General features: G+C 47.1%; 8 protein-coding genes. All 8 read right to left on the reverse strand.

From position 1 onward, the window contains the following. Positions 1-17: 17 nt before the first annotated feature. Positions 18-2294: a S8 family serine peptidase gene (locus ACUUHJ_RS17345; protein ID WP_472299487.1), complete on the reverse strand. Its 2277-nt coding sequence runs from the start codon at positions 2292-2294 to the stop codon at positions 18-20. 94 nt (positions 2295-2388) lie between these two features. Beyond that, complete coding sequence (locus ACUUHJ_RS17350; RefSeq protein WP_472299488.1) at positions 2389-4791, reverse strand: AAA family ATPase; 2403 nt, start codon at positions 4789-4791, stop codon at positions 2389-2391. 79 nt (positions 4792-4870) lie between these two features. Next, entirely contained in the window at positions 4871-6055 is a 1185-nt protein-coding gene (locus ACUUHJ_RS17355) for an MFS transporter (RefSeq protein ID WP_472299489.1), read from the reverse strand. An 86-nt stretch (positions 6056-6141) separates the two neighbouring features. Next, positions 6142-6609, reverse strand: coding sequence for a MarR family transcriptional regulator (locus ACUUHJ_RS17360; protein WP_289673265.1), 468 nt, complete (start codon positions 6607-6609; stop codon positions 6142-6144). Between the two features lie 129 nt (positions 6610-6738). After that, positions 6739-6942 carry a hypothetical protein gene (locus tag ACUUHJ_RS17365; RefSeq protein ID WP_026043127.1) on the reverse strand — a complete coding sequence of 68 codons (204 nt, stop codon included), beginning with the start codon at positions 6940-6942 and terminating at the stop codon, positions 6739-6741. Between the two features lie 176 nt (positions 6943-7118). Next, positions 7119-10160, reverse strand: a complete 3042-nt coding sequence (locus ACUUHJ_RS17370; protein WP_472299490.1) for an efflux RND transporter permease subunit — start codon at positions 10158-10160, stop codon at positions 7119-7121. Between the two features lie 3 nt (positions 10161-10163). Further along, on the reverse strand, positions 10164-11369 hold the full coding sequence (locus ACUUHJ_RS17375; protein WP_289678110.1) for an efflux RND transporter periplasmic adaptor subunit: 1206 nt from the start codon (positions 11367-11369) through the stop codon (positions 10164-10166). Between the two features lie 90 nt (positions 11370-11459). Continuing rightward, positions 11460-12737 (reverse strand): MFS transporter, encoded by a 1278-nt coding sequence (locus tag ACUUHJ_RS17380; RefSeq protein WP_472299491.1) that lies wholly within the window; start codon positions 12735-12737, stop codon positions 11460-11462. Positions 12738-12834: the final 97 nt, after the last annotated feature.

A 12834-nucleotide genomic window follows, 5' to 3' on the forward strand; every position in this document is an offset into this window, starting at 1 on the left:
AGGGTTGTGTCTTTGATTTATTTTCCTGGCTTATTCATATACATGCGATAATTCGCTTCTTTGCCTTCCGTTAGCACAACCCGGATTTTGTACAGACCAGTTTGTTCGATATTCACCGTTAGTTGCTCAGGACTGCTGGACGTTGTGGCAGAAGCAAGCTCTTTTGAACGACTGTTATACACATACATATCGACATCTGCATCCTCATTCCAGTCTACGGACAATTCCAAATCCCCAGGCTTATTGACCCGAATGGAATAATCCATGTATTTCTGCTTCTTCGTCAGCTTTCCTGTTCGGAAAGGCTTCTGTTCAACCGGTGGCTTTTCCTCTTCCCCTTCCTCGTCATCGGCCTTTTGCCATTTTCCCGTTGTCGCTAGCGCATACGGCTGAGGTCCTTTCGGGATGTTATAACCTTCGACCGTCACGGTGTAGGTTCCCTGTTCCGGCTCGGCAATCCATACTTGCTCGACGTTGTTGAGGTTGTCCACTTCGTCGTTGTACGGTGCCTCAAAAAAGTCGTTGCCGTTCAGCTTTTCTCCACTCGGTGTCGTCACTTTCAGATTCAAATCGTTGACGAGTGCACGCTTTGCGACAATGGCGGCGGGATAATCCGTCCACGCAAGCGTAATTGCCAACGGCTTGGAATCATCCGAGACTTTGACCTTATACGTAACTTTTTCACGCGTGCGAATGCCGTCCTTCTCGTCCTTGTAGTTCGTTTCAATTGCATTTGCCAGATTGGCTCGTCCGAAGCCTTGCTCTCGCATATCTTCATCCAAATTGTCTGCACTCGTCAACAGCATGGCTTTTACTAATGCACCACTCGGGTTTTTTTCCCCTTCTTCCTGCAAAAATTCCCGGATTTGTGCCACACCGCCCGCTAAAATTGGCGTAGCCATGCTCGTGCCGTTCATATACGCGTACTGTTCGTTAAAACGCTTGTAGAAATTTTTGCTCGGTGCCAGTGAAGAGCGCGTGGACAAGATCGCTGTACCGGGCGCGACAATATCCGGCTTCAAACGCCCGTCGCCTGTTAAACCACGACTACTCGATACCCACACGTCGTCCGCTTTATCGGAGTTCTTCCCCAAGTTGGGACGAACATTTTCCGTAGCTCCAACGGCGATCACGTTTTTAGCCGTGGCTGGGCTCCCAATCGTTTTATAGCCCTTCTCTCCTTCGTTTCCAGCCGCAACAAGCACCGTCATATCTGGATGCTCCCATAAAAAGCGATCAAAAAGCATCGATGACAGGCTATACTCTCCCTTATCATTCGCCCCCCATGAATTGGAGTGAATGCGGGCTCCCTCTTCGTATGCTTCCTGCAAAATGGTCTCGACATCCGTAACGAGCTTTCCTTTCGCATTCTCTATGGAATGAAATACGAGCTTGGCACCTGGTGCCGTTCCTTTATACTGTCCAGCTGATGCTGCTCCCGTACCTACAATGGAGCCGGCTACATGCGTACCATGACCGTGGACATCACTCGCATCATTCGGTCGGCCAAGTGAAATGAGCTTCTCAATTTGGCCTTTAAAATCTGGATGCATCGTTTGGAGCTTTCCTGTATCAAGTCCGGTATCAGCGACTCCGACAATTTGTCCCTTGCCTGTGTACCCTGTCGAGGCCAGCTTGTCCGAATGAATGATGGTAGCTGCCACATCATTGTGCAACTTGTTTTCTGGCACGGGGACAACCGCAATGACATCATCTGATTCGATCACTTGTTCAATCGTTTCCTGATCCATCTTAGCGATCGAAATATGCGGAGCATCCTCTGGTGATTGGATGTCTCGTATATCTTGATCCTCCGTCATTTTCGTCATCGTTCGATACATATCCACCCGTTGGTTGAAACCGATGACGGCAACCTCGACCCGCTCTCTGTTGCCTCCTTCAAAGCGAAGCTCGGGCGATACCTTCGCCTTCGGTGTATAAGCCATAACCTCTTCAACAAAGGACAGCTCCTCGACTTCCCTTCTTACCTGTTCATTTTCCATTTTTGCGATGAATGCATAATCCGGTATGTAATCACCAAGCGTGACGCCGAGATTTTCCAGTTCTTCTTTCCACTCCTCACGAACAGGACCAGATAACTGAATAACGACGAGCTCAGACTCTCTCTTCTTCGACGAAAGCTTGTCCAATGCAAGACCCTTATCCGCTTCGATCTGGATGTTACCCCGACGCTCTCCTTCTTGCTTGGCATCCGCCGGAATGCCCTCCAGTGAAAGTGTCAGAACAAGTGTCGTGCATAAAGCTGCCTGCCATTTTTTTCGCAAACCAAACACCCTTCCCCCATGGCATAAGAAAACCATTTCTATCCATTATAAGAGAAAGGGTGAATTGTCAAAAGAGTAAGAAGGCATAGACATGGGACAAAAACTAATTTTTTGCCCCATTTTCTTCTACTGTCCACTGTAATAGCGGTTGAAAATCGGCCCATGCCAACTGCATCAGCATTTCCTGATTCCATTCCTGCTTCGGAATATCCATCAGTCGCACAGCCTGATTTTGGATCGCCTCTTGCAACAGGTTATGGCTAAAACGGCCGTTGCCATTCAATCGATGATCACTGACTGCTTTTTCCAAAGACTGTGAGATCTTTTCCAGCACGGTCTTCTCAATCGTATACCCCACCTCACATGCAGCCTGTTCAAGAATGTGCACGAGTTCCTTCACGGTGTAGTCTGGGAACGCAACATATTTTTTAAAACGTGAAAAAAGTCCAGGGTTACTCATCATTAAAGTATTCATTTCGAGAGGGTAGCCAGCAAGCACCACGACCAGATTCTCTTCGTGTTTGGTCATCTCCTCTACGAGCGTATCAACCGCTTCCTGCCCAAAATCTCGCTCTCCTCCGCCCAGCAGCGAATACGCTTCATCGATAAACAAGACGCCACCCAACGCTTCGCGAACTTTTCGTCGTGTAAGCGCTGCGGTCTGTCCGACATACCCCGCTACCAAGTCGGCTCTACTCGCTGTAACAAGATGACCTCGTTTCAAATAGCCAATTTCTTGCAAAATCTGCGCATACAGCTGTGCCACTGTCGTCTTCCCTGTTCCTGGATTTCCAGTAAAGACGGCATGCAGTTCAATCGGACTTTTCGGCAAGCCTCTAGCTTCGCGTTCTTGCTGGACGGACACATACGCAGCGATTTTTTTTAGCTCCGTCTTCACTTGAGCAAGACCAATCAACGCTTGCAGTCGAGCTTCCGCATTTCTTTCTGTTTGCGGTGGATCGAAGCCACGTACATCCTCGGGTTTCAGAATCGTAAAGTCATCCCATTTCAGTTCCTTACCGTCTGTCTCGCGCCCTTTGGCAAAGATCGCATCAAGCACGATATTAGTGACTGCCCGTGCATTGCCAAACGTCTCGTCTACTTGCGCTTTTTCAATGCGCTGGCGCAGCGTAATTTTTGCCGCCTCTGTCAGAGTAAAATCGTTCCGTCCGGCTACTTCTTCTGCGATTTGCACCAGTTCGTCCGCCTGATAGTCCGGCAGCAAAAAGTGGCCCGTCTCTGGAAAACGGCTATTTAGCCCAGGGTTGGCGTACAAAAAATGACGCATTTCTTCCGGATATCCCGCCAGCATCACGACGAAGCGTCCTGCATACTCGCCACTTGTCATAACAGATACAAGGGTGTCAATCGCCACTTGTCCGTAATCACTGCCAGAGCTATCTGGGCGCTTCAAGCTGTATGCCTCATCGATAAACAGGACGCCGCCATCTGCCTGCTTGATCGCTTCCATGACGCGCTGCTCTGTCTGTCCCACGTAAGCCCCGACCAACTGAGAACGATCCACCTCGATGAGCTGTCCTTTTGCCAACAACCCGAGCTCTTGATACAGCTTGGCGATCAAGCGAGCCAAAGTCGTCTTCCCCGTGCCTGGGTTCCCCATCAGTACGAGATGAAGGGGGAGCTGGTCTTTCATATGCCAGCCCTTTTCTTCGCGCAGCTGGCGATACTGTAGAAATTGCGCCAACTGTCGAACCCGATGTTTGATCTCGTCCAAGCCGATCAACTGCTCCAATTTCTCTAACGCACTCAAATCTTGCTGAGGTGCTTTTTCGCGATCTTCTATCCTTTCGTTCCTTTGCGGCAGAAGCTTTTCTTTCTGATCTTGCTGGTCCGTTAAAGCGCGAATCGTCTCTTGTAATTGGACAAGCATTTCACTGGAGTAAAAGACCCCGGATAAAGACGCTCCATACGCTTGAACACGTTCTTGCAATTGTACTAATAAATTTTGTCGTTCCGTGTATAACAGCACAAGGCCAGCAGCAGTAGCTTCCGCCTCCGAATCGTTCCACTTTCGCGCTGCCAGTAGCGTCTCCTCCGCAAGAGAGCGCCACCTCGTGATTTCCGCCAGCTCATTGGTTGCCTGCTCCGCCAGCACTTCAACTGTTCTCCTGCGCATGACGACGTTATCCGTTTCACGCACAGATTTGAATTCAGTGAGAAAGGCATGCGATCGCAACTGAGAAAAATACAGCTCGAGCTTAACCTCTCTCGCGTAACGATAATCAGGGGCTAGTTGAAGCGCACGGTCGACCCATTCAGCTGCAAGTGTATGGCCTCCTGTTTTATGCATCCGCAAAGCAGACATCCGCGTCAGCACCATCGCTTCCGTCAAATCAAGCTCTTCGTCTGGATGTTCTTGGCGATACTGTTCGAGCATTTGCAGGAATGTCAGGCATTCGCCTTCGGTTAGCGACTGGATGCTGGACGGATTTTCGCTAAAGCTTGCAATCAGTAACCTCGGGTCCCGTTCTTCTTGATGCTGCATCTTTTGATAGCTCCTCCCGCTCCATTGTTTCATCCCTGTTGTAGCATATTTAGCCGAACATGAAAAGTCTGTCCGAACATTAGAGCTTCGCTTGAATGTTCACTGTGGTTCTTTTCACCTTTTGCCGTGCGAATAAGGTCGCCAAAGCAATGAGGATACCAGCCATCCCAAAATCAAGCCAGACTCCTCCCCATTCGACCAGCATCGCACCCACAACCGGACCAGCAGCCATCCCTGTATATCGGATGAAATTGTACACACCAATGGAAGTTGCACGCTCTGCTTCAAATTCTTCGGATAGTAAAATCGTATGTGCAGGCATCCCTACACCTAAGGTTAAGGCAAACAGTGTACTTGTTAGTACAAGCAGGAGAAGAGAAACATCCGCCGCAGTCATAAAAAGAAACATCGCCAAAGCATTTGAACCAGTCGTCACCAGTAATGTTTTACGTGCTCCCCATCGATTTTGCAAGACAGCAGACAGCTTGCTACTGATAATAAAGACGACTGACACGAGCAAGAAAACCAATCCGATGATTTCAACGGAGACTGCATAATGGTTCGTCAATTGGACAGGGAGAAAAAGCAGGAAGCAATAATAGGCGTACATTTGGCTAAAACCGATCAAAATGACAGATGCTCCGACTGGGTGGAGCAAAATATTTCGGAAAGACCCTCGTGTAAAGCCGCCTGATGATGTAGCTTGAGCCTTTTTTGTTTCGGGTAACCATATAGCATTGATGCCGACGAGAAAGACTGCACAAATCGCCAAAAACAAAAAGACCGCAGAATGTCCGCCGATACCGCCAATCCAGCCTCCTAACAGTGGACCAAGTGCCGGACTGAGTGCAAGCAGCATCTGATAAGTACCCATCGCAGATGCACGTTGGACTCCTGTAAATATATCTCCAATTATCGTTGCAGCTACGATCGGAATGGCAGCAAAGCCAGCCCCTTGTAAAGCTCGAAAAAATAGTAATCCATAAATAGAATCGACCAGATAGCATCCGATTGACGCGATCGTAAATAGGATCAGGGCAGGTATCATGACACGTTTTCGGCCGAACCGATCGATAAATGGGCCGTAGATGATTTGCATAATCGCAAGCATGACGGTGAAGATTGAAACAGTCCAGTTAATCATGGCTGCACTCGTCTGAAACTCTTTTTGCATGGCTGGTAAAATAGGCATGAACAAATTTTGCGCGAACATACCTAGCATAAGTGTTATGCCAAGTAGGTACAGTACTTTTTTTGGATTCATAGTTGCTCTCCTCTTATCTCTTTAATATTGTGTCCTTGGAAACAATTTTCGTAAAAAAAATAATGAACACCCGTTGTATGTTTCCCCTAATCTTCTGTTGCTTCTCTTATGACCTCATCCAAAAATGCCAATTCATCGGGAGTATACCTGTTCAAGAAGCGATACACGTCATTCTCCAGACGTTGATGGTAGTGTTCATGAATCTCGTTTACCATCTCTCCTACTGATGTCAGCCTGAAAAAAACTTCCTTCTGATTGTCTTCAAGCTGATAGCGCTCGAGTAATCCTTTCTTCAAAAGTTTGACTGTTATTTTGGATATCGCACTCTTTGTTACCCCAATATGCTGTGCAATTGTCGTAACATTGACTCGATCTTTTCCCCCTACCTCTTGAAGGACGTGGAGCTCAGTTACGGATAACCTTCCAACTCTATCATAATCAGGTACGCTGTTTTTGATCTGGCGCAGTAGCAATTCTTCACGTAGCTTGCTGCGCTCCTCCTGTTTATGTAGGAAGGTGATCCATCGATTCCAAAGCTTCTTTTTAGGGTCCAATGCAGCATCAGCTCCTTATCTGTTCTATCTTTGTTTCCACGGAAACAAAATAACTTTATCATGAGACTTCCTTTTACGCAAGAAAAAACCGCAGCCCTGCATTCGCAAGCTGCGTTCCGAGACCAATCTCTATCCATTTAGATTGCCCAATTCCTTATCTGCACTAAAATGAGCACGGGCTGCCTCAAACACTTCACTTTCCGATCCGGCCGAGATTTTGAAACTCGATACCACTTTTTTGCCACATCGTACTTGTACGTTGTACTGTGAATCCCCATCATATGTTGACTCGAAATGATAATCCTCACCATTGACCTGAATAGTTCGTTCCATGGTTACACCTCCCACCTTAGTGTGACCAAGCAACATGGCAATCATCCAATATTTTGTTGCAAAGAAATCGTTGTGTTTCACCCTTGGTCGACTCACCTGTCGTCATGCTATTCGGCTCTATGAAATAGTTAGAGGGCACAACGCTGATTCGCCAGCGCCGTGCCCCGCTTTCGTTTTTACATATCAGCAATGCGAGTTGCTTTTTTTCGCGCTACTCTCTTTTCGCGAATCCCCTCAAAGATCGAATAAAGAACAGGAACCAATACAAGCGTTACGAGCGTGTGAAAGATCAACCCCGCAATTACCCCAGTAGCAAGCGGCGCCTCTAGTTCCGCTCCTTCCGCAACAGCGAGTCCCATCGGCAGCATACCGAGGATCGCTGTCAGTTTGGTCATGATTACCGGACGAACACGATCTCGCGTGCCCTGTACAATCGCTTCTTCCAATCCCATCCCCCGTGAGCGGAGCAGGTTAATTCTGTCAATTAACAGAATCGCATTGGAAACAACAATTCCTACCAGCATGATGAGCCCAATCATCGCCATCTCACCAAAAGTTCGCTGCGTGACCACGAATCCGAGAATGACTCCCACCAAGGCCATTGGCAACGACAGCATGATAATAAACGGCTGTGATAACCTCCCAAACTGTGCCACCATAATCACATAAATAAGGGAGATGACCGCTATCAGAACAAGAATTCCTTGCGTAAAGGTGTTATTCTGTTCCTTCAAATCACCAGCGATCTCGATCTTGTATCCAGCAGGCATTTCCACTGTACCCAGCTTCTCATTTATTTGTCTGCCCACCGTACCAATATCCGTGCCCAACAGTTCTGCGGATACCGTGATGATTTGTTCTCCTTTTTCATGTTTGATCGTAATCGGCGATTTGCTGAAATGAAAATCAACCAGCTGGTGTAACGGCACCTGCGTGCCTGTTTCTGTTCGTATCATGATCTGCTGGAGCTGGTCAGGATGTGTCACCCATGTCTCTGGAAATCTGGCAACAATTGAGGTTTCGATACCATTTTGACTGATTGACGATAGGGGCTGCTCCCCAAGCAGCATGCTGATTTGGCTGTCCAATGAATCGGAGTCAACCTGTAATTGAGACATTGCCTCCTGCTTCGGTGTGAGCGTTACTTTTTCCTTCCCTCTTTCGAAGTCATTCCGAATGTTGACTACACCAGGGATGCTCGCCAGCATTTCTTCTACTTTTGCGGAAATCGACCGCGAAACCTCCAAATCTTCGCCCGCAACCTGTAACTCAATGGGTGCAGATTTACCTGAGAATCCAAATGTCATACTCGTTTGTTCCACACCGTCAATCGCATTCAAGCGACCGTTTACTTCTTGCATAAATTCTTCTTTCTCTTGTGTTCGTTGCGACTTGGTCACTAATGTAATATTTAACTCCACTGTCTCTTTCTTTGCCGTAAAAAAGACTTGATTCACATCGGACAGCTCTCGTAACGCTTTTTCCGCTTCAACTGCTGCTATTCGCGCCTGTTCCAAGCTCGTGCCATCCGGCATTGTTAACGTGGCAAAAATTTGATTCTCATTGGCATTCAAGCCGTTTCCTATTTTAATCAAAGGGAAGAGACTCAACGCCCCTACAAACACTCCAAGAGCGACCAGCAATGTGAGAACTCGATGACGAAGGGTTAACAACAGTAATCGCTGGAAAAGAGAAACAATGCGATTTTTCCCTTCTTCGCTAGGGGACTGCAACTGTTTATCATGCTGGAGAAAACGCTCTGAAAAAATCGGAACAAACAGAAAAGCTGCAATCGTTGACGCAAGAATGGTAGAGGTAACGGTAAACGCAATGGTATGAAGAATAGGCTTCAGCCACTGTTCAAAATCCGCGACCACTAGCGGTAAAAACACAACAATCAAGGTTAATTGGGAAGCAAATACAGGTGCTATCACCTCTTTTGAGCCCTGAACGATGGCCTGTCTCAGCTGCATTCCTTTTTCTCTCAAATGATAAATACTCTCCAGCACAACGATCGCGGCGTCAACAATCAATCCGATCGACAAGCTCAGTGATATCAATACCACCATGTCAATGTTATATCCGGCAGCTTTCAGTGCGATGAACGTCATCAGGATAGAGAGAGGCAGCGTCGTTGCGATGACCATTGTAACACGCCAATTTCGCAGGAATACCCAGAGCACGAGGATTGCCAATATTCCCCCAATGACAACATCTCGACTCAAATTGGTGATCGCTTTTTTAATAAAAGAGACGGATTCAAACATGACTCTTAGCTCATAGCTTCCGCCCGCTTCCTCATTGATTTGCCTCACAACTTCCTCGACTTTCTTCTGTGTGGTGATCAGGTCACTCCCCGCAGCGCGCTTTACACTCATTTGCACAAAGAGGTTTCCTTCTGTCATGGAAATAGCGTCCTTCACGCTTCCACGCAAGTCACTCACCGATGCCAGTTGTTCGAGTGCAACCTTGCCCTTGGGTGTCTTGATCAAAATACTTTTGAACTCTTCTACATTCTTGAAGCTGTTGTCAATCATCACAACCGTGTCGAACCCGGGATTTTCCAATATTCCCACGGCTTTTTTCCAATTCGTACCCTGTAGCTGACCAACAACATCTGCTGGTGTCGTTCGATAGGTAGTAAGCCGTTCAGGTCGAAATGTTATCGCAACCTTATTTTCAAAACCGTCCTCGGATACGACCACTTCCTTCACACCCGGGACGGATTCTATTCGATCCTTAATGGTCGTTTTCAGCAAGGTGAGCATGGTCTGTGTATCGGCACCCACTATTGCGTAATCGATTAAGTCCTCGTCACCTAAATTCGTTTGCGTGACAGTTACAGTATCCACTACTTTGGGAAATTCGTTGCGCAGCCGATTCACAATATTTTGGGTCTCTTGCTTGACCTTTTCACCTTCCCCATCCTCAGCAAGGATCGAGATGCCTGAAAACCCCGTCCCTGTTTTTGATGAGAAGTTTTTAATCCCAGCTACAGATTTCAATTCCTGCTCTATTTTTTTCGTGACCTTTTCCACCATCTCTTCAGGCGGCAGTGCTCCTCCTGAAATATTCACTTCAATCCAAGGCAAATTCGTTTTCGGTACGAGCTCCACATGGAAAGAAAAGAGAGCACCGATTCCCGTAAGCACGATGAGGAATGTACACAAATAGAGGATCACTTTTCGTTTTAGCAAAAAGAGAATGACCTTGTCCATCGGTTACTCCCCTTTCACCGTTACGACTTCTCCTTCGGCGTAGTACGTTATGCCGGAGATTAGGATTTGATTGCCTGACTGTAAACCCGATAAAATCTCAACGTTATTTCCAATAATTTGCCCAACTTCCACATCGCGTCTCTTGAGTACACCATTCTCGACAACCATGACGAAGCGCTGTGTTTCTTTAATGCCCACGCTTTGGACGGGTACGAGCATCCCGTTTACTTTGCGTGACATCTCTACAGTCGCGACCATCCCCTCGATCAATACGTTGTCTTTATTGGAAACAGCTATCTCTACCAGATACTTCCCCGTTTCCTCGTTGAGAACGGGCGAGATAAATGTTATGGTCCCTGTACTTTTGGCCTTTCCCTCCACTGCCACAGGCACCGTGTCCCCTTGCTTGTAGTTTTCCATCACATCCAATGGGACATCGACCTTTAACTTCACTTCCGAGCCGTCGACAAGGTGAATGATACTTTGACCAGGCTGAGCAAGACTGCCTGCCTTTTGGGTCACATCGATGACCGTACCGCTAAACGGCGCGACGAGTTGCGTTTCTTGAAGCGTTTTCTTTGCGAGCTCTACTTCACTGGCTGCTTGTTTCAAATTGGCATCCGCACTCGCAATCTCATTGACTTCCGCACCTTTTAGCAGCTTATCCAACGTAATTCGCGCCTCTTGTAGCGAAATCTCGATTTGCTCTTTTTCGGACTGCGCACTGTCCAGCTCACTCTGCGAAATAGCGCCGCCCTTAAACAGCTCCTGGGCTGTCTCCCATTTCCGCTGCGCATCCTTCAAACGCTTTTCCTGGCTGTCCACTGCCAAGCGTTGCTTGCTGATAAGATCCGCGCTTGCTCCTTGCAACGTTTTTGAACGCAACGCAGATGCACTTTGAGCCTGGCTTTGTGCCGCTTCCAGCCCTTTTTGATAATAGTTCGTATTTAATGAACTTAATACCTGGCCCTGTGTCACCTTTGCCCCTTTTGTTACGTTCATTCGCTCAATCGTACCAGAAGCCCCAAAGGCTAAGTGGCTCTCCTGTTTGTATTCAACGATAGCAGTAAGAGGGATCGGCAAGGAATCCGTCTGTTTTACCGTGTGCACCTGTACGATTTTTTGTTTCGTTTGCTCCGTCTCCTGTTTCGTTTCGACTCCACATCCCGTGACGAACATCAGTACAACGGTCAAAACGACATAGTGCATACTCTTCACGTAGAGTCCTCCAGTAGTTTTGTCATTGTCTTTTTGAATGAAACTGACATCCTATTCTCTCTCTCGTTATCGTGACCTTGCTCAAGCAGACTTGTCGGTAGCAACAACCTGTTCTTCTTTTTTCTTAAAGTATTGACTCACTTGCTTGTTCAGATGAGCGATCAAGGCGATCACAAAAATGACGGCACCTGAGGTCAACACCAGATACGGCCAATAAACGGCCTCCAGTAAAATACCGTACAACCAGATCCCAAACGGTACGGCCACTCCGGTAAAAGTGCCGACCACACCAAACATGCTGGCACGCAAATGCTCAGGCGTGTTCAATTGAACAAAGGTAAAGATCGGGATGTTCCCCATGGAGTTGAAGATGGCGGAGACCAATAAAATCCCGACAAACACGCCCGTAATGATCCACGAGGCGTTACTCGTTTCCGGAACAAAAACCGGAAAGATCCACGACATCAAGAAAATCCCTTGCACTTGAATCAAAAGAAAGATTTTATTCTCAACGTATTTGCTTACCTTTTTCATAGAGACAATAGCCGCTCCGATAATGATCCCAATAAACCAGGAGGACTGAATAAAGGAGAATTGCTCCATCGAAACTTTTTCGACTCGATAGGCAATATGCAGCAGCCCCACATACATGAGCGGAGGGAAAATAAAGTTGAGCAAAAGGAAAATCAGGAACAAGTACTTGATAACAACCTGTTCTCGGATATATTGGAAGACTTCCTTGATTGTTTCTGTATAGCTTTGTGTTGTCTCCTGTACTACCTCGGCCTTGCGGAAACGGAGGAACATTTGCAAGATACCTGCTACGATAAAAGAAAGACCATCAATCAGCAAAATCATTTCCATCCCCATTAAACGATAGGCAATCGCCCCTACCAAAGGCCCCGCTACATTGAGAATGGCGCTGATTGCTTGGTAAATAGAGTTCATGCTTCCTACTCTGTCCTCATCTACCAGCTCAGGAATGGATGCTTGCAAGGCGAGATACGTAAAAGCCTGAATGGTACTGATCACGAAGGCGTATCCTACAAACAGCCACAGATTCGTGGGAAACTGGAGGAAAAACAGTAAAAACAAGAGAACGAGCGCACCGCTTAACAGCTCGGTGACAATCATAATCTTTTTCTTGTTGTGTCTATCAATATAGGCACCTGCAAAAATATTAATCAGCACCCCTGGCAAATACGAAAAGCCCAGAACAGTTGCAAATGCAGCAGAAGAACCCGTCACATCCGCAATGTAAAGAGCAAGAGCAAATTTGTATACACCACTACCTAATTCCGTGATGAAACGAGTAAAAGAAAAGAGAAAAATATTTAATCCGTATGTTTGGTTGCCCATCTTAACCTCCCTGAATAGTAATCCCTCTAGGTGACGATTTATTTCGGCAAGATGATCCCGCTACACATCACGGACATAAACCCGGAATAGAGCGGAA

Source organism: Brevibacillus schisleri, assembly GCF_055685845.1.

Coding starts and splice junctions, on each gene's coding strand:
- ACUUHJ_RS17350 (WP_472299488.1), bottom strand. CDS start 4,791: ATGCAGCATCAAGAAGAACGGGACCCGAGGTTACTGATTGCAAGCTTT.
- ACUUHJ_RS17355 (WP_472299489.1), bottom strand. CDS start 6,055: ATGAATCCAAAAAAAGTACTGTACCTACTTGGCATAACACTTATGCTA.
- ACUUHJ_RS17365 (WP_026043127.1), bottom strand. CDS start 6,942: ATGGAACGAACTATTCAGGTCAATGGTGAGGATTATCATTTCGAGTCA.
- ACUUHJ_RS17370 (WP_472299490.1), bottom strand. CDS start 10,160: ATGGACAAGGTCATTCTCTTTTTGCTAAAACGAAAAGTGATCCTCTAT.
- ACUUHJ_RS17375 (WP_289678110.1), bottom strand. CDS start 11,369: ATGCACTATGTCGTTTTGACCGTTGTACTGATGTTCGTCACGGGATGT.
- ACUUHJ_RS17380 (WP_472299491.1), bottom strand. CDS start 12,737: ATGGGCAACCAAACATACGGATTAAATATTTTTCTCTTTTCTTTTACT.